General features: G+C 71.6%; 14 protein-coding genes and 1 pseudogene. 10 read left to right on the forward strand and 5 right to left on the reverse strand.

The features are described from left to right. Positions 1-686: 686 nt before the first annotated feature. Together ACTXG6_RS28245 and ACTXG6_RS28250 are read left to right on the forward strand one after the other, a co-directional pair. The gene (locus ACTXG6_RS28245; RefSeq protein ID WP_445182426.1) at positions 687-1,892 is read left to right on the forward strand and encodes a glycosyltransferase; all 1,206 of its coding nucleotides are present in this window, start codon (positions 687-689) and stop codon (positions 1,890-1,892) included. Positions 1,893-1,942: 50 nt separating this feature from the next. Next, positions 1,943-5,653, forward strand: coding sequence for a right-handed parallel beta-helix repeat-containing protein (locus ACTXG6_RS28250; protein WP_445190124.1), 3,711 nt, complete (start codon positions 1,943-1,945; stop codon positions 5,651-5,653). A gap of 24 nt (positions 5,654-5,677) precedes the next feature. Here the strand turns inward: ACTXG6_RS28250 and ACTXG6_RS28255 are convergent, their stop codons facing one another. The 4 genes and pseudogenes from ACTXG6_RS28255 to ACTXG6_RS28270 all read right to left on the reverse strand — a co-directional run. Continuing rightward, positions 5,678-6,064: an STAS domain-containing protein gene (locus ACTXG6_RS28255; RefSeq protein WP_445182427.1), complete on the reverse strand. Its 387-nt coding sequence runs from the start codon at positions 6,062-6,064 to the stop codon at positions 5,678-5,680. A gap of 69 nt (positions 6,065-6,133) precedes the next feature. Continuing rightward, positions 6,134-7,096: a polysaccharide lyase gene (locus tag ACTXG6_RS28260; RefSeq protein WP_445182428.1), complete on the reverse strand. Its 963-nt coding sequence runs from the start codon at positions 7,094-7,096 to the stop codon at positions 6,134-6,136. 374 nt (positions 7,097-7,470) lie between these two features. Next, a complete protein-coding gene (locus ACTXG6_RS28265; protein ID WP_445182429.1) occupies positions 7,471-7,605 on the reverse strand; it encodes a hypothetical protein in 135 nt (44 codons plus the stop codon). A gap of 20 nt (positions 7,606-7,625) precedes the next feature. Continuing rightward, positions 7,626-7,730 (reverse strand): annotated as a pseudogene (locus ACTXG6_RS28270) (low temperature requirement protein A); the annotation flags it as partial. 103 nt (positions 7,731-7,833) lie between these two features. Between ACTXG6_RS28270 and ACTXG6_RS28275 the strand changes: the two are divergent. Beyond that, entirely contained in the window at positions 7,834-8,703 is an 870-nt protein-coding gene (locus ACTXG6_RS28275) for an alpha/beta fold hydrolase (RefSeq protein WP_445182430.1), read from the forward strand. 74 nt (positions 8,704-8,777) lie between these two features. Further along, positions 8,778-10,463 (forward strand): N,N-dimethylformamidase beta subunit family domain-containing protein, encoded by a 1,686-nt coding sequence (locus tag ACTXG6_RS28280; protein WP_445182431.1) that lies wholly within the window; start codon positions 8,778-8,780, stop codon positions 10,461-10,463. Between the two features lie 93 nt (positions 10,464-10,556). On the opposite strand, the gene ACTXG6_RS28285 is transcribed toward ACTXG6_RS28280, so the two are convergent. Next, on the reverse strand, positions 10,557-11,309 hold the full coding sequence (locus tag ACTXG6_RS28285; RefSeq protein ID WP_445182432.1) for a GntR family transcriptional regulator: 753 nt from the start codon (positions 11,307-11,309) through the stop codon (positions 10,557-10,559). Positions 11,310-11,487: 178 nt separating this feature from the next. Here ACTXG6_RS28285 and ACTXG6_RS28290 point away from each other — a divergent pair, with 178 nt between their 5' ends. The 6 genes from ACTXG6_RS28290 to ACTXG6_RS28315 are packed head-to-tail and all read left to right on the forward strand — an operon-like array spanning position 11,488 to position 17,679. Then, complete coding sequence (locus ACTXG6_RS28290) at positions 11,488-12,255, forward strand: inositol monophosphatase family protein (protein ID WP_445182433.1); 768 nt, start codon at positions 11,488-11,490, stop codon at positions 12,253-12,255. Between the two features lie 12 nt (positions 12,256-12,267). Further along, entirely contained in the window at positions 12,268-12,546 is a 279-nt protein-coding gene (locus ACTXG6_RS28295) for a hypothetical protein (RefSeq protein ID WP_445182434.1), read from the forward strand. Between the two features lies 1 nt (position 12,547). Beyond that, complete coding sequence (locus tag ACTXG6_RS28300; protein ID WP_445182435.1) at positions 12,548-14,107, forward strand: sodium:solute symporter family protein; 1,560 nt, start codon at positions 12,548-12,550, stop codon at positions 14,105-14,107. After that, positions 14,100-15,335 carry a M20 family metallo-hydrolase gene (locus ACTXG6_RS28305; RefSeq protein WP_445182436.1) on the forward strand — a complete coding sequence of 412 codons (1,236 nt, stop codon included), beginning with the start codon at positions 14,100-14,102 and terminating at the stop codon, positions 15,333-15,335. The genes ACTXG6_RS28300 and ACTXG6_RS28305 overlap by 8 nt, the downstream gene beginning before the upstream one ends. Beyond that, complete coding sequence (locus tag ACTXG6_RS28310; protein ID WP_445182437.1) at positions 15,332-16,744, forward strand: amidase; 1,413 nt, start codon at positions 15,332-15,334, stop codon at positions 16,742-16,744. Before ACTXG6_RS28305 ends, ACTXG6_RS28310 begins: the two co-directional genes overlap by 4 nt. Then, complete coding sequence (locus tag ACTXG6_RS28315) at positions 16,741-17,679, forward strand: phosphotransferase family protein (RefSeq protein ID WP_445182438.1); 939 nt, start codon at positions 16,741-16,743, stop codon at positions 17,677-17,679. Before ACTXG6_RS28310 ends, ACTXG6_RS28315 begins: the two co-directional genes overlap by 4 nt. Positions 17,680-17,686: the final 7 nt, after the last annotated feature.

A 17,686-nucleotide genomic window follows, 5' to 3' on the forward strand; every position in this document is an offset into this window, starting at 1 on the left:
GCATTGTTCAGGGCGCTCCTAGAGCTCCTGCGCCGTGAGACAGCTGGTGCGGCTGCCCGCTCCGGGTTCCGGAGATCCAAGGTCTGGCCAGCCAACCGTTGAGGTGGCACGGCCGGTCACACGGGACACACAACCACCGCCGTGACGCTGGGAGTAACGCTGCGTTACCGACAGCGCGGCCTCGTCTCGGCGCCCTGGCACGTTCATTGTCTCCGAGGCCAACGTCAGTCCGGTATTTTTCGCCCCAGATCCAGACTCAGGTGGACCTCGACGCAGCCCCTCCCCAGATCAGCGGCCTGAGTCGATCCGCCGGTCACCGACTGTGACGACCGCGGCCAAGCGGCGGGCGGCGGTCTGCCGATCATGACCCCGAGTCACCAGCACGAGCGTTAGTCACGTCAAGTCGCTCCGCGGAACGCCCGACTCAGCCACCTCGGTGTTACTTCTCGACGGCCCGGCGAGATCGACGATCACACCCCCAGCGCCCGGCACCGCCGCGACCTGTGCCACGCTCGGTCCCGGTGACGACGCCTTGATCCCGGTTATTAGAGGTGCGGTTGTCCGGTCGGCCAACATAGCGTTTCTCAACACTGGTTGTACTCGTTGGCAGGTTGGGCCGTGTTTTCTGTCCGTCTCACGAGGGGGCTCGTAGTGACAGAGCGATCGAGGACTGGGCGAGACATCGCATGACGCTGCCGTGGTGGTACTACGTCCTCGGTACGCCGCTGGGCATCCTCGGGCTGATCCGCTGGTCGCTCTGGCTGGTGCGGCGGGTGCCCGCCGTGCTCTACACCCCCATCGTGGGCGACTACCGGCTGCCGATGAGCATCGTGGTGCCGGTGTACCAGGAAGACCCGGAGATTTTCGAGACCGCCATCAGGTCGTGGCTGGACAACAGGGTCGCGGAGATCATCCTGGTCATCGACGTCACCGACGCGGCGTGTATCGCCATCGCGCGGCGCTACCCGGTCACCGTGCTGCTGACCGACGTCCCGGGCAAGCGCGACGCACTGCGGAAAGGCTGGAACGCCGCCTCGACCGAGCTGGTCGCCCTGGTCGACTCCGACACGATCTGGGCGCCGGACGTCTACGCCGAGGTCTGCAAGCCGTTCGCCGACCCCCGGATCGGCGGGGTCGGCACCCGGCAGAACGTGTACCGGCCGAACGGGTTCCTGGCCCGGATCACCGACATGTTCCTGGACCACCGCTACTACGACGAGAACGCGTGCCAGAGCTACGTCGGGCAAGCGGTGTCGTGTCTGTCCGGGCGGACCGCGATCTACCGGCGCGCGCTGCTGATGGAGATCCAGCAGGAGTTCATGCACGAGACGTTCTGGGGCGTGCAGTGCCTGTCCGGCGACGACAAGCGCCTCACCACACTGATCCTGGAACGCGGGCACCTGACCTACATGCAGCGCAGCGCGCTGGTCTGGTCGACCTTCCCGACCGGGTGGAAGCAGTTCAGGTCACAGCGCCTGCGGTGGGCCCGCAATACCTGGCGCTCGGACCTGCGCGCGCTGTCCCGCGGTTGGTCCTGGCAACACCCGTTCCTCGCGTACACGATGCTGGACAAGGCCGTGAGCTGCTTCACCCTGCTGGTCGGGCCGGGTTTCCTGATCTACTCCTTGATCACCGAGCGGTGGCTGTTCGTCGCCGTGCTCGCGATCTGGTGGCAGATCAGCCGGTCCGCCAAGCTGCTCCCGCACCTGAGGCGCCAGCCGTCGTCGTTCTTCATCATCCTGGGCTACGTCGGCGTCTCCTGGGTCATGGCACTGATCAAGATCCGGGCGTTGCTCACGATCCGCCAGCAGCGTTGGCTCACCCGTGACGTCGCGGTCGAAGGTGGCGCGGTCGTACGGACCAGTGCCGCCGGTCCGGAGACCTCCCCGTGAGGAGTTCCCCGGGGGCGCGAGCACGGCGTGCGCTGGCAGCGGCCGTGCTGATGGCTGTCCTGATCCCGGCCACCGGCGCGCTCGTGCCGCACCAGCCGGCACCGGCCGCCGCCGCTGCCGATCCCCGGGTGGTGCCGGTGGCCGACGGTGACCCGGTAGACCCGAACCCCGTCGACCCCGGCGACAACGGCCCCAGCACGGACGGCAGCCCCAACAGCGCTCCGACAGACAACGCGGACAACGGGGGCAATGGCGACAGCGGGGACACCTCCACCGGGCCATCCGCCGATCCGTCCGCCGGGCCGGAGCCCAGCCAGGAGCCCACCCCGGACCCGGAGGCGGCCGCCGCCGCGAAGGCCGCCGCGGCCGCCGCGAAGGCCGCCGCCGAACGGGCCGCCGCCGCCGAGCGCGCGGCCGCGCGGCGCGCCGTCAATGCCGAGCGCCGCGCCCAGCACACCGCCAACGCCGCCCGCTCGGCGACCTCGAGCTGGAACCGGGCCGGTCAGCCCAACCGGCTGATCATCGTGCGCTCGCGGAACATCGACCTGGTCACCGGTGGCCACCTGACCTCCCGGGTGCCCCGCCCGGCGGGTGCCGCGTTGACCCTGAAGTCGCTCTCCCGGTACCTGCCCGCCGGCTGGCTGACGCTGAACGAGGACGGCACCGCGCTGCTCTCCGCCGCACTGATGATGAACGCCGGTACCGCGCTCGACTCGGGCACCGAGGTGCGCATCCTGCGGCTGGCCGGTGGTCCGGTGCCCGGCGCGGCCGCGAATATCCTGCTCAGCCAGGCGCGGCTGCGGCTGCACAACATCGAGGTCGCCGCGGTCGACCCGAACACCGGGGAGCCGCTGTCCCCCACCGTCCAGGGCCGGCCCTTCATCGTCGCCGGGGCGGGCGCCACCCTGGACATCGCTGACGCCACGCTGCGCAACCTCGGTGCGCCGATCGGGCAGGTACTGGCCCGGCCGACCGCCCCGCCGCCGGTGCCCGGCCGCGCTCCGGGTGCCCCCGGGGTCGCACCGGCCATCCCCGGCGCGGCCGGCTCGACGCCGGGCCCGGGGCAACCGCCCGTCGCCCCCGCGCCCACCCCGCAGGTTGTCGCCACCCAGATCGCGGTGCACCCGGGTGTGCTCTACGGGACGGGCAGCACCGGCTCGATCGCGCGCAGCGAGGTCACCGGCAACACCATCGGCGTCCAACTGGCCGGGTCACGCAACGTCGTGCTGGACACCGTCACTCTCGACCACGCCAGCATGGACGGCCTCGTCCTGCACGGTGATCAGGGCACCACGCTGCGCTCGGTCCAGAGCACCAGCAACGGCCGCAACGGCGTTATGGTCAGCGGGGCGAGCAGCAACCGGGTCGTCACCGGGATCACCACGATCTCCAACATCGGCTTCGGCATCGCCGCGGTGCGCCAGGTCCAGCTGCAGATCACCGCGGTGACGACCCGGGGCGACCAGGCGGGTGGGCTGCGCCTGACCGGCACCACCGGTGCCACCGTCAGCAACACCGTGATCGCCGACGAACCGGTGGGCCTGCTGCTCAACGGCGTCAACGCCCGGTCCCGGCTGAGCGATGTGCGCATCCAGAACGGTCACAACGGGATCGTGCTGACCCACGGGGTCAGCGGGGCGTCGATCACCGACACCAACATCGTGGGCTCCTCGGGTACCGGTCTCAAGGTCGCCAGCGGCGACACCGAGATCCGCTCGCTCGCGGTGACCGGTGCGGCCACCGCGGTACGGATCAGCCCGGCCGCGCACACCGTCGCCGTGGTGAACCCCTCGGTACACGGTGGCGGGGACGGGTTCGTGATCGCCCGGGGCGCGCGCGGCGTCACGCTCACCAATCCGACCATCGAGGGTCTCGGTCGCAACGGCATCAAGACCGCCGCGGCCAACACCCGGATCGTGGGCGGCCGGATCGTCGGTGGCGCCACCGCCATCAACGTCCGTGCCGCGACCATCGTGTCCGGAACCAGCATCACCAACGCCGGCGACGGCATCCGCACCTCTGCCGGCGGCGGGGTGGCCGCCGATCACATCGACGTGCTCGGTGGCGACGTCGGGGTCAAGGCGGAGCCGACGACCACGTTCACGATCACCGACTCGCGGATCCGCTCCCGCGACTCACTGCGCGGCGCGATCTCGCTGGTCGGCAACGGCAACACCGTCAGCCCGCCGCCGTTCAACTGGATCGCCGCGCTCGGCGTGCTGTTCGTGGTGCTCGCGTTGCTGCTCGAGATGACGGCGATGGCGAAGCTCCGCAAGTACCGTCTCCGGGTGGCCGCCGCGGCCGCCGGCACGGTACCGGGGGTCCTCACCGCCGCGGCGAGGACCCGGGCGATCGACGCACCGACTGTCGCCATCCCGATCGTCGCCCCGCCGCCCGCGGCCGACCCGGTGGCCGATCCCCCGACCGCGGCGATCCCGGTCATCGACCCGCCCACCGCGGCGATCCCGATCATCGACCCGCCCACCACCGCGATCCCGATCATCGACCCGCCGACCACCGCAATCCCGATCATCGACCCGCCCACCGCCGCGATCCCGACGGTTACGGCACCGGCCGAGGCCACCGAGACGCCGGCGGAGCGCGCCGAGCCGGCGGCCGACGCCGCCGAGGTCACCGTCGAAAAGGCGGGCATCGCGCCCGGCGTCGAGGCCACCACAGCCGCCATCCCCGCCGTGGCCGCGAAGCCCGGGAGCGAGGACGCGGAGGCCCGCGCAACGGTCGCGGCCGAGATCGCCGAGCCGGAGAGCGGCGAGACCGATAGCGACGAGGTGACGAGCACGGACGGTGTCGCCGCCGAGGCGAGCGAGGCCGCGCCGGCCGAGGTGCCCGCCGCAGCCGCAGCCGACGGGGCCGGCGAGCCGAAACCTGGCGTCGCCGCCGAGGCAGGCGAGGCCGCGCCGGCCGAGGTGCCCGCCGCAGCCGCGGCCGACGGGGCCGACGAGCCGACAGCCGACGCCGCCGCCAAGGGCGGGACCGCCGCCGCCAAGGACGACAAGCCCGAGGTCGTGACTCCGGACGCCGGTGACGTGGCCGTCGAGCCCTCGGCGGCCCCGCCCACCGCCGAACCTGCCGCTACCCAGGCCACGGAGCCGTCCACCGCCGACAAAGCGGTCGCGCCCGCTGCCGAGGGCGGGACCGCCGCCGGCGCGGACGAGCCCTCGGTCGGAGCGCTGCCGGAAACCGACGCGGCACCCGACCAGCCCGAGCCCACCAAGCCACCAAGGCCCCGTCCCAGTCCCCGGCCCCGGCCCCGGCCAAGTCCCACTCCACGGTCTGCCGCCGCCAAGCCCATGCCCGCAACGAAGCCCGCAACCAGGCCCAGGCCCTCGCCCCGGCCCCGGCCGGTCCCCGCCGAACCCGAGCCCGAGCCCATCGAGCCCGAACTCGTCGAGCCCGACGCCGCCGAACCAGCGGCCGCGGACAACAAGGAGCCCGCCACGGGGTCGCCCGCGGCTCAGTCCGACGCTGACGTCCCGGTTGACGAGTCCACGACTGACGAGTCCGCCAAGAACGAGGTCGGGTCGACGGAGCTAACGACCACCGCTGAGAGCGGCGGGGAGCCTACCGGCGGCGAAGCGGAGTCCAACGGCAGCGCACCGGCCACCGGCCACGAGAAGACCGCCGAGCGGTCAGCGGACAAGCAGGCCGCCGCGGAGAACGGCGCCGCGAAGAACGGCAAGAACGGCGACGGCACCGAGCGCGACGAGGTGGACCACGTAGAGGCGACCGCGGTCAGGTAGACCGCGGCCGGCTGGCAGCTGGCCTCAGTGGGCGTCCACCGCACGCAGGGCCGCGTCGACATCGTGGTGCAGCCCCAGGTGCCGGTCGACGCCCGCCGATTGCAGAGTCCGGTGGACCGGGCCGTCCGCGGCAACCACGATCGCGAGCGGGATGTTCAGCTGCTCGGCCTGCCAGTGCGCGTCGACCAGCACGGCGATGCCGGTCGACCCGAGGAAGTGCACGGCGCCCAGGTCGAGGATGACGGGCACGGGCTCCGGCTGCTCGAGCAGCCCCGCGAGTGCGGCACGCAGCCGTGGACCCGTTTCCAGGTCGACCTCGCCGGCGGCGGCGAGCACGACCGCCGGGCCGGCATCAACCGGGGTGATCCGCAGTCCCTCGTCACCCGTCTCAATGAGCCCATCGCGTTCCACGCGGCCTGACCCTACCCGTCGGACGCCCGGAACCCAGCCCTGGCGCGCCTGGGCCGGGCTCGCCGGGCCCTACGGGCGACCCGGGCCCAGCCCTCGGACGGGCACGAAGCTGAAACCGGAGAAGTCCACGTATTGGTTGGTCGGACTCACCCAGGACCTGTCACCACCACCGAAGAAGGTGGAGAAGAACAGCCCGTCGATGTGCACGTTGCCCTGGGTTCGGTAGGTCAGGCCGCCCTGCGTGAACACCTGCCGGCCGTTCACCCACACGGTCACCGTTCCGTTGTTGCGGCCCGGGGTGTTGAGCACCACCCGCTGCGCGATCCGGTCCCACCGCCCCGGCGTGAACCGCCACCTGCCGCGACCGAGGGACTCGCCGTCGCCCGTCGCCTGGGGGAAGTACGCGTAGACCTCGCCGGCGCCGGCGGCCCGCCACATGAACCGCGTGGAGAAGCCGGCGGCCTTGTGGTGCCCACCGCTGCCGGCGTCGCCGCCGAACAGACCCGGCAGCTTCCCGCCCTTGACGAACTTGAACCCGGGTTGGAAGCGCACCGAGTAGGTCAGTGTCATCGCATCGGCCGAACGCGGAAGCCGCAGGTAGGACTGGGCCCCACCGGACTTCGCGCCGCTCCTGGCCACCGTCGGCGAGGCCGAGCCGGCCGGGTAGGCCACGCGCAGCAGCCGGCCTTTCGGGGCGCTCCGGTCGGCCACCATCCTCGCCCGGTCCAGGCCGAACGAGCCGTGGTCGATCCAGGCCAGTGCAGTGCCGAAGAACCTGACCAGATCCGTCGTGGCCGCCAGTGGTTTGGGTGAAGCGTCGGTGGCCGGCGCCAGGTCGGCCCCCGACTCCGCCAGGGGATCCGGGGGTGGGTCCTCGACCGGACCGTCATCCGTTCCCGCCGCGGCCGGCGCAGCGATGCCACCAGCGGGCGGACCCGCCACCGGCGGGGCGGCCGCGCCTGCGGTCCCCTGGCTGGCGATCAGTACAACGAGCACGGTGAGCAGGCCCGCCAGGGCCGACCGCGGACCCATCACCGGACACCTCGCGCAACGGCCCCGACCCGGTTCAGCTGTCCCGAGCGGTGCACCCGCCGATCGGGCCCGGCGCCGATGGTCCGGCAGCGACAAGACATGCCACGTCCTCCGATGATCTACGTCCGATCGTGTTACGGGCGACCATTCGGCCACCGTGTGTCGCCAAACCATACGTCACGCCAGTCACACAAGACACTATTGAGCACTCTGGTCACACAGAGGATAAGTGCTGTCCGTCGCGACACCAGTCGGTTTCACCACTGCGCATGATCTCGGGCGGCCGAGGGCGCAACCGGTCGGAAACTGTGGTAGCTGCTGGGGCAGCCTGGCCGGGCGGACCGTGCTGCTGGCGCACGGCGACCAGGACCGCGTCAGCGAATACCGAGGCCGATCCGGCGCTGGAGCAGCGACATCACGACCAGCACCGCCGCCAGCGGAACAGCGACGGACAGCGCGGCGGTCAGCCCGGACAGCTCGCTGTGGTGCGTCGCCACGTCCACCGCCACCCGGACAGACCGTGCCCGCCGAGGGAGGACTGGATCGCGGTGGTGGTCCCCAGGATCGCCTCGCCGAGCACGATGAGGGTGAACAGCCCGTAGCGCTCCGCGATGTGCACCGGGTGCCAGCTGGTCGCGGTGCCCCCCGGTCACACCACCATTCCGTAGGTCACCGAACGTGAGCGACTGACCACGCCGTAACGTGCGGTGCGACGGCCCGCAAATGAGGAGAAGTCAGTGGCGGATCAGCCAACACGGGTGGAGTTCGAGCACGGTCCACTCACGCTGGTCGGCGATCTCTGGCAGGCCGAGCAGCCGCGCGGCACCGTGGTCCTGCTGCACGGCGGCGGCCAGACCCGGCACTCCTGGTACCGCACCGGCCAACGCCTCGGCGCCGCCGGCTGGACGGTCCTCAGCATGGATGCGCGGGGACACGGCGAGTCCGGCTGGGCGCCGGACAAGGAGTACGGCATCGACGCGCTGGTCTCCGACCTGCGGTTCATCGTGGCGACCCTGGACCGGCCGCCGGTGCTGGTCGGCGCCTCGATGGGCGGCAGCACCGCGCTGGTGGGCCAGGGTGAGAACCCGGGGCTCGCCGATGGCCTGGTGCTGGTGGACATCGTGCCCCGCATCGAGCCGGCCGGCGTCGCCAAGATCACCGCCTTCATGAACTCCCGGCCGGACGGGTTCGAGTCGCTGGCCGAGGTCGCCGAGGTGGTCCGGGCGTACAACCCGCACCGCAAGCGCCCGCCGACCCAGGAGGGCCTGCGCAAGAATGTCCGGCAGCGCGCCGACGGCCGCTGGTACTGGCACTGGGACCCGGCGTTCCTGCTCCGGGGTGACGAGCCGGCCCGGGACGAGCGGGCCGAACGGATGGTGGCCGCCGCCCGCGAGATCACCGTGCCGACCCTGCTGGTGCGGGGCAAGCAGTCCGACATCGTCAGCGACGAGGGCGTTGCGGAGCTGCTGTCGCTGATCCCGCACGCCCGGCTGGCCGACGTCAGCGACGCCGGGCACATGGTCGCCGGCGACGACAACGACGTGTTCACCGCGAACCTGATCGACTTCCTGCTGGACGTTGCGGCCGACGACGCGGAAAAGCCCTAGTGTCCTGAGGTACGCACCGATCGGTCCTGAGCACCGGCGTGGCGAGACTCAGGACACTGGCTACCGTGCAGCGTGTGAAGAGATTCCCGGCGTTCGCGGCCGCCCTGCTGGTCGCCGCGCTGAGTGCCGGCGCCCTGGGCCAGGTCCGGCCCCCGGCCGAGCGCGCACCGGCCGTCACCGCCGCGGCGCCGGCCGAAGCCGCACCGCCCGAAGCCGCACCGCCCGAAGCCGCACCGCCCGCCGCGCCGCCCGATGACGCGACCGAGCCGGGCCCGGCGGGCGTACGGGCGGCCTGGGTGGTCCGGGAGAACGAGCGACCGGGCACCGATGCCTGGCGGATCACCGGGCGGCCACCTGGGACGATCGCCGGGTTCACCGACCGCACCTACGCCTCGGCCGGCGACACCGTGACCCTCGAAGTCTCCACCGACGCCCCTCGGTTCACCGTGGCGGCCTACCGGATGGGTTACTACGGCGGCGCCGGCGGCCGGCTGGTGTGGCACTCGGCGGACCTCGCGGGTCACCTCCAGCCGCCCTGCCCGTTGACCGCCGGGGTGAACCTGGTGTCCTGCGCGAACTGGTCACCGAGCCTGCGGCTGCCCGTCACGGCCGAGTTCGCACCCGGTGACTACCTGCTCAAGCTCACCGGCAGCGGCGGTCAGCAGAGCTACGTCCCGCTCACCGTGTGGAACCCCGCCAGCCACGCCGCCTACCTGGTCAAGAACGACGTACTGACCTGGCAGGCCTGGAACCCGTACGGCGGCTACGACTACTACGACGGTCGGGGCGCGTGCCCGGCCGGGGTCTACCCGCTGTGCTCGCGGGCCAGGGTGGTGTCCTTCGACCGGCCGTACGCGTTCGACTACAACGGCGGCAAGGGCACCGGCGACTTCCTCGCCCTCGAGCTGCCCCTGGTGCGCTGGGTCGAGCAGCACGGGCTCGACGTCAGCTACGCGACCGACCTGACGGTGATCGACCACCCGGCGGTGCTCACCGCGCACCGGGCGGTGTTCTCCCTCGGCCACGACGAGTGCTGGGAGCTGCGGGAACGCCAGGCCGCGGTGGCCGCCCAGCGGGCCGGGGTGAACTTCGCGTTCTTCGGCGCCAGCGCGGTGCTGCGGCATGTCCGCCTGCAACCCTCGCCGCTCGGGCCGGACCGCCAGGAGGTCGACTACCGCGATTCCTCCGCCGACCCGCTCAACGGCCACGGCGATCCGCGCGCGGTCACCGGCAACACCTGGGCGGCACCGCCGGCGAGCTGGCCGGAGGACAGCTTCGTCGGCGAGGGTTACAACGGCTTCCTGGCACCGGACGCCCCGGCCGGCGCGCTGCGGGTCACCGATACCGCCGCGTGGATCTTCGCGGGGACCGGGCTGCGCGACGGGCAGGCGGTGCCGGGGGTCATCCGGTCCGATGTGGACAGCCTGGTGCCCTCGGTCGGGCATCCGCCGAACGTGCAGGTGTTCGCGCACTCACCACTGGACGCGCGCCACGCGCAGGCCCGCACCCAGGCCAACGGGATCTTCTACTCCGACATGACCTACTACACCGACCCGGTGTCGCGGTCCGGCGTGTGGGACTCGGGCACCAACAACTGGATTCCCGCCCTGACGCCCTGCCCGCCCGGCCAACCCTGCCCGGCCGGCCCGGTCGGCGCGATCACCGGCAACCTGCTGCGCGCCTTCGGCGCCGGCCCGGCCGGCACCGCCCACCCCTCAACCCCCACCCAACCGACGGGCCCGCAGGTGCCCGGCCCCTAGGTGCCCGGCGCTCACACAGCACATGTGGCGCCGACACAGCCGCCCAGGCCGCTGTGTCGAGCCGCCAGAGCTGTGTGAGCAGCGTGCCCGGCGCTACGCGGCGCCGGTGTGCACGTTCAGGCGGGTGCGGTCCGCGCGGAACAGGTCCACCGAGTACTCGATGGGGCTGCCGAGCTCGTCGTAGCCCACCCGCTCCAGCCGCAGCACCGGCGTCCCGACCGGCTGGCCGAGCAACTCCCCCACCGGCTCGTTCACCGTAGCGAGGTCGATCGCCTCGTCGGCGCTGGACACCCGCACACCGCACTCGGTGCGCAGCGCCTCGTACACCGAGTCCAGGTAGGTGCCGAGGATGCCGGCGCACCGGCTGGCGGACAGGTACATCCACTCCAGGGACAGGGTGTCGCCGTCGGCGAAGCGCAGCCGCAGCAGGGACACCACATCGTCGTCCGGATGCACGCCGAGACTGGCCGCGGCCCGGGGCGGTGGCCGGCGCAGCCGCGCCGAGATCACCTTGGTGCCCTCGCGGAACCCCTGCTCGTGCAGCATCTGCGGCACGCCCTTGACGGTGTTCAAGCTGCGCTGCAAGCGCCTGCCGTCCGCGATGTCGACCAGGTCGTCCGCCGCGCCGGGCCCGACCTGGGTCAGGTACGCACCGCCGGCCCGACCCCGGACGCGCCGGATCACCCCGTCCTGCTCGAGCACCTCGAGGGCCTTGCGGACCGTGGTGCGGGAGATGCCGAGGCGCAACGCAAGGTCCCGTTCGGGCGGCAGCCGGCGGACCGAGCGGTCGGCGAGCTCCTCGCTGAGTCGCAGCAGCGCGGCGTGCGCCTGGTCGACAAGCGGCATCTTTCACCTCACAGCACTGTCGTGCGGGTATTCCCAAACTAGTGCCGACACAGGAGTGAAACAACGCCGGACCTACCTCGTAACCGACCGGTTACCGCCGCGCCACGGGACGTCCCGTAACACAGGCGTAACAGCTGTTTGAGGAACCAGAAATGGTCTGGTCCGCATAGTTGTGCCGGTGAATGACTTGCACTCCAGCCGCGCCGAGGTTGCGGTCAATATTGTCACGGAAGCCGGCCAAATCGCGAAACGTTGGTATGAGAACGCCAACTACCGGGTCGACGCGAAGGATGACGGTTCGCCGGTGACCCAGGCCGACCTGGAGATCGAGACCTTCCTGCGAGCGGCGCTGCTCGAGCATTTCCCCGACGACGCCATTCTCGGCGAGGAGTTCGGCGAGACCCCCGGTACCAGCGGCTACCGCTGGATCGTCGATCCGATCGACGGGACGAAGTCGTTCGTACGCGCGGTGCCGCTCTACGCAAACCTGATCGCATTGGAACGGGACGGCGAGGTCCTGTTCGGCGCCATCAACCTGCCCAGCGCGGGCATCCTGGTCCACGCCGAGAAAGGTGGCGGCTGCTGGCGGAACGGGCAGCCGACCCAGGTCTCGGGCCACGACCGGCTCGAAGGTGCCTACGTCATGGCGACCTGGCTGGAGGACTGGCGGCCGGAGACCATCGGCGAGCTGACCGGCCAGGGCGTCATCCTGCGGACCTGGGGCGATGCGTACGGCTACGCCATGGTGGCCAGCGGGCACGCGGACGCGGTGGTCGACTACACCACCAAGGCCTACGACCTCGCCCCCATGCCGGTGATCATCGCGGAGGCCGGTGGCCGGTTCACCAGCCTCGACGGCGACCCGAGCTACGACCGGGGCAGCGGGATCGCATCCAACGGGTTGCTGCACGACCCGTTGCTGAAACTCGTCAGCCAGGCCAACTGAAGGATTTCCACAATGAAAGATTTCATCCGAGGTCTGAGCCGCCGGACGGTGACGACATTCTTCGGCACGGTGTACGCAATTACGTTGCTCTTCGCGCTCTTTCCGCCGTTCTACCTGGCCAGCAGCGGAATTAGGACGCCGGTGTTCGGGATCCCCTTCTCGATCACGTACTGGATTCTCGACGCTATCGTGCTCGGGCTCAGCCTGTGGGCGTTCTACCGCGTCGAGGACATTCGCGGTGAGCTGGACGAGAACCTGCCCGTTGCCGGCCCGCCCCTGACAGGAGAATGACATGCTGGTCATGCTCGGGATGTTGGCCGTGTTCTACGCGGTGGTCATCGGGATCTTGTACTCCACCCAGCAGCGCAGCAAGCCCTCGTTCAACGAGTACTCGGTGGGCAACCGCAGCTACGGCCCGTGGTACGTGGCGATGTCCTACGCGAACTCCTGGTGGCCGGGGTCGACATTCATCGCGTTCTTCGGGTTGGCCGCCGGGGTGGGGGTGTTCGGCCTGTACGGGCTGGCCTACTCGATCCTCGGGGTGGCCATGATGTATTTCATGGCCACCAGGGCCTGGCGCTGGGGAGCCCGGTACAACCTGCGGTCGCAGCCGGACCTGCTCGGCCTGCGCTTCAACTCGCGCCCGGTCAAGGTGGTGGCCAGCGTGATCGGCATCGTCTCGCTGTTCCCGTGGGTCGTGCTCGGCATGCAGGCCTTCGGCGAGATCTTCAGGTTCGCCAGCGGCGACCGGTGGCCGGTCACCGTGTGCCTGCTGGTCGGCCTCGCGGTCATCGTGGCGCGGCAGTACTGGACGGTCCGGATGGGCATGCGCGGGCTGATCATGACCGACCTGTTCCAGGGTGTGGTCGCGTACGTGTTCTCCGCCGCGCTCTGCCTGTTCCTGCTCTCCGGCCTCGGCGGTGGGCCGATCAGCTTCGCCACCCTGTCCCGGGTGTCCGAGTCGGTGCTGCGGGTGCCCGGTGACGGCGGGCACTACGGCCCGCTCTACCTGCTCAGCCTGATCTTCACCGGCGTGATCGGGTCGCTCTGCTGGCCGACCAGCTTCCAACGGATCTACACCGCGGCCGGGGTGCGGGCGGTCAAGGCCGGCACGATCCGCACGGTGCTCATCTCCGGGGTGTTCTACACGCTGCTGATGCTGCTCGGCATCGCCGCGACGACGATCCCGGCGGTCACCGCGAACCCGCAGGCGGGCTGGTTCACGGTCATGCAGACCTACGGCGGCACCTGGCTGCTCGGGCTCGGCATCACCATTGTCTTCGCCGCCTCGATGGGCCACGTGGACGGCAGCGTGCAGGTGTGCGGCCTGCAGATCGCCAACGACCTGGTCAACTCCGAGAAGCGCAACCTCTCCGACGCCCGGTTGATGCAGGTGGCCAAGAGCAGCATGATCGGTTACATGGTGCTGGCCGGGGTGATCGCCTACCTGACCTTCAACCTGGCGCGGCTGCAGCTGCTCGCGCAGGTGTCCTACCAGGGCATCGTGCAGCTGGCGGTGCCGCTGTTCCTCGGCGTGTTCTGGCGCGGCGGCAATGCCAAGGGCGCGGTCGCCGGCATGGTGTCCGGCTTCGGCGTGGCGATGGTGCTGACCTTCCTCTACCCGGATGACATCGCCGGGTTGGGCAGCCTGACCGGCGGCATCCTGGGCATCGCGGTCAACCTGCTGGTCTTCCTCGTGGTCTCGGCGGCCACCGGCACGCCGGCCGACGAGAGGGCCCGGGTCGAGGAGATGTTCGAGATCGCGAAGAACCCGGTCCGCCCGGCCGCCCGGACCGCGCAGGTCGCGCAACCGTTGGGGGCCCCGGTGCTACGGGAGCAGCTGGATGGCTGAGCGCGACTTCCTCGCCGACTTCGCGGCACTGTCCCGGATCGGCGCGACCCCGAACGGCGGCGTGCACCGCGAAGCCGCGACCCCCGACGACGGCGCGGCCCGGCGCTGGCTGTGCAGCTGGTTCGAGCGGCACGGGCTGCGCACCGCCGTCGACGAGGTCGGCAACATGTACGGCTCGGCGGAATGGCTGCCCGGGGCGCCGTACGTGCTGGTCGGCTCGCATCTGGACAGCCAGCCGACGGCCGGGCGGTTCGACGGGGCGTACGGGGTGCTCGCCGCGGTGCACGCGGTGGCGGCGGTCCGGGACGCGGTCACCGCCGGCACAGTCACCCCGATGTATAACCTCGCCGTGGTGAACTGGTTCAACGAGGAGGGCTCCCGGTTCACCCCGAGCCTGATGGGCAGCGGCGTGTACGTCGGTGCGTTCGACGTGGAGAGCACGCTCGCGGTCACCGACCGGGCCGGGGTCACCGTCGGCGAGGCGCTGGCCGACATCGGGTTCGCCGGCACCGACCCGATGCCACCGGCCGTGTCGTACGCCGAGATCCACATCGAGCAGGGCCGCATCCTGGAGGACACCGGCACCGACATCGGCATCGTGACCGCGAACTGGGCGGCCCGGAAGTACTCGGTCACCGTGCACGGCGCCCAGGCGCACACCGGCGCGACGCACCTCGCCGACCGCCACGACGCACTGGTCGGGGCCAGTCGGCTGGTGCTGGCGGTCCGCGAGCTGGCCGAGGCGTTCGAACCCGGCCAGCTGCTCGGCTCGGTCGGGCGGTTCACCGTCCGGCCCAACTCACCGGTCGTGGTGCCCGGCACCGTCACCCTCGCTGTCGACCTGCGCTCGGCCGACCCCGATGTGCTGGAGAAGGCCCACGAGCAGTTCCTCGCGGTCCTCGACGCGGTCAACAATGTCGGCGAGGTGGAGGTCGACATCGACTCGCTGTCGCTGCGGCCCACCACGCGTTTCCAGCCGTCCGCTATCGCGCTGGCCGAGGCGGCGGCCGAGCGGGCCGGGCTGTCCAGCCGGAGGATGCTGACCATGGCCGGGCACGACTCGGTCAACCTGAAGGACGTGGTGCCCACCGTGATGCTGTTCGTGCCGAGTGCTGCCGGCGTCTCGCACAACGAGGCCGAGTACACCGCTGACCAGGACCTGCTGAACGGGGTCGCCATGCTGTCCGAGGTCGTGACCGCGCTGCTCACGAAGTGTTCCACCGGATGAGCGAGCCGGCGCACGACCCACTCGATCTCACCCTGGCGCAGGTCGGCGGCCGGTTCCGGGCCGGCACCCTGACCCCGGTGGAGCTGCTGGACGCCACCCTGAACCGGATCAACCGGACCAACCCGGTGATCAACGCCATGGCCGGTCTGGCCGGCGCGAGCGCCAGGGCCGCCGCCGAGGCGGCCGCCGCGCGTTGGGCGGCCGGCGAGCCGCGCGGCGAGCTGGACGGTGTCCCGGTGACCGTGAAGGACAGCGTGCGCACCGTCGGCCTGCCCTGGCGGCACGGCAGCGCCGCGCATGCCGGCCAGCCGGACTCCACGGTGGACTCGCCGCCGGCCGCGCGGCTGAAGGAGGCCGGCGCGGTCATCGTCGGCAACACCACGATGCCGGACTTCGGCATGCTGGCCGCCGGGGTCAGCTCGCTGTACGGGATCACCCGCAACCCGTGGGACCCCACCCGCAACCCGGGTGGCTCCAGCGCGGGCGGTGGCGCGAGCCTGGCCGCCGGCATCGGCTTCGGGTCGGTCGGCTCCGACATCGCAGGCTCGGTGCGGCTGCCCGCCGCCCAGTGCGGCCTGGTCTCGCTCAAGCCGACGCAGGGGCGGGTGCCGCACCTGCCGGTCTCCACGATGCGCTCGGCCGGCCCGATGGCGCGCACCGTCGACGAGCTCATCGCGGTGTACCGGGTGATCAGCCGTCCGGACCCGAGGGACGTCTGGAGCCTGCCGGCGCAGGAGTGGGACCACACCGCCGGGCCGCTGGACCCGCGCGGGCTGCGCGTCGGGCTGCTCACCGACCTCGGTTGCGGACCGGCGCCGACCAACCGGGTGCTGGCCGCCGTGCACGATGCCGCCGCCGCGTTCACCTCGGCCGGTGCCACGCTCGACACGCTGACACCGCCGTTCGTCCGCGACCCCTATCCGGCGCTGAACCGGCTGTTCCAGGTACGCGCCAGAGCGGAGTGGGAGTCGCTGCCCCCGGAGCGGCGCAGTCAGGTGCTGCCGGCGGTGGCCGACTGGGCCGCCGAGGCCGCCGGGCGCACCGCCGTGCAGTTCGGCCGCGACACCGACGCCGTGCTGGCCGCGCAGGAGCTGCTGCGCGCGCACCTGGACGGCTTCGACCTGGTGCTCAGCCCGGTGCTGCCGGTGGTGGGCTTCGCCGCCGAGGACGTCGGGCCCGACCCGGCCCGGCCACTGGCGCACACCGGGTTCACCGCCTGGTTCAACCAGACCGGCCAGCCCGCCGCGTCGCTGTGCTTCGGGATGGACGCCGGCTGCCCGGTCGGCGTCCAGATCGCCGGCCGGCGCTTCTCCGACCAGCTGGTACTGCGGGCGGCGCGCTGGCTGGAATCGCGCCGGCCGTTCACGATGAGCTGGCCGACCGATCTCGAAGTGCGGGCCGGCCGATGACGGTGCGCGCGACGTTGGCCGAGATGGGCGTGTGGGCCGGTACCGAGCTCACCCTCGAGGAGTCGGTGACCATGGCCAGCCCGAGCTGGTGGGGCGCGGACTCGCTGCGCTGCTCGGCCCGGTCCACCGGGGCGGACCCGGCTGCCGGCCGCGCGGCGTTCGTTAAGGTCATGGCGCCGCACGCACTGGCCTACGTGGACCTGGCCGCCACCTTCGCCGCCGCGACCGCCGCCGGTACCGCCGGCATCGGGCCCCGGGTGCACATCGCGGACGTGGCCTGCGGTGCGCTGGTGATGGACGACCTCACCGACACCTTCGGCACCGCGACCGTCGACCGGTTCGACGACAGCGCCGCCGCGGCGCGGCTGGTCACGCTCCGCCGCGCGGTGCACGCGCTGCCCCCGTTCGACCGCCGCGCCAGTCTGTTCGACGACATCCGCGCCGCGCACCGCCTGGTGCGCGATGCCGGCGGGGCGCTGCCGCTGGACCTGGACTGGATGCTGCGCCTGCTGGGTCCGGCCGAGCAGCGGATCGCCGCCGCCGGCTACGACGCCGTGGCCTGCCACGGCGACGGCAACGTGTCCAACGTGCTGTTCGAGCGCGCCGGCGACGGCCTGGCGCTCCTCGACTGGGACTGCGCCGCGATGATGGACCCGCTGCAGGACCTCGGGGTGCTCCTGCAGGAGATCCGGCCGTTCGACGGGTCGGCGCGCGAGGTGTTCGAGATGTACTGGGGTTCCTGGGACGGCTCGCTGTTCGACCGCTGCCGGGTGTACGGGATCGCCGACTGCGTGCGCTGGGGCCTGCTCGGCCGTTACGCCGGCACCGTGTCGCCCGGCACCCATGAGTACACCAAGTTCGCCGACTGGCAGTTCCTGCGGGCGCGGGCGGGGTTGGGCGACCCGCGCTTCGACGACCGGGTACGCAACCTGTGAGGGCGCG

This window comes from Pseudonocardia sp. Cha107L01 (assembly GCF_052566575.1).

Excerpts from the sequence above, each read along its gene's own strand:
- ACTXG6_RS28310 (WP_445182437.1), top strand. The coding sequence starts at position 15,332 with ATGAGCGAGCCGGCGCACGACCCACTCGATCTCACCCTGGCGCAGGTC.
- ACTXG6_RS28285 (WP_445182432.1), bottom strand. The coding sequence starts at position 11,309 with ATGCCGCTTGTCGACCAGGCGCACGCCGCGCTGCTGCGACTCAGCGAG.
- ACTXG6_RS28300 (WP_445182435.1), top strand. The coding sequence starts at position 12,548 with ATGCTGGTCATGCTCGGGATGTTGGCCGTGTTCTACGCGGTGGTCATC.
- ACTXG6_RS28250 (WP_445190124.1), top strand. The coding sequence starts at position 1,943 with ATGGCTGTCCTGATCCCGGCCACCGGCGCGCTCGTGCCGCACCAGCCG.
- ACTXG6_RS28315 (WP_445182438.1), top strand. The coding sequence starts at position 16,741 with ATGACGGTGCGCGCGACGTTGGCCGAGATGGGCGTGTGGGCCGGTACC.
- ACTXG6_RS28295 (WP_445182434.1), top strand. The coding sequence starts at position 12,268 with ATGAAAGATTTCATCCGAGGTCTGAGCCGCCGGACGGTGACGACATTC.
- ACTXG6_RS28260 (WP_445182428.1), bottom strand. The coding sequence starts at position 7,096 with ATGGGTCCGCGGTCGGCCCTGGCGGGCCTGCTCACCGTGCTCGTTGTA.
- ACTXG6_RS28245 (WP_445182426.1), top strand. The coding sequence starts at position 687 with ATGACGCTGCCGTGGTGGTACTACGTCCTCGGTACGCCGCTGGGCATC.
- ACTXG6_RS28305 (WP_445182436.1), top strand. The coding sequence starts at position 14,100 with ATGGCTGAGCGCGACTTCCTCGCCGACTTCGCGGCACTGTCCCGGATC.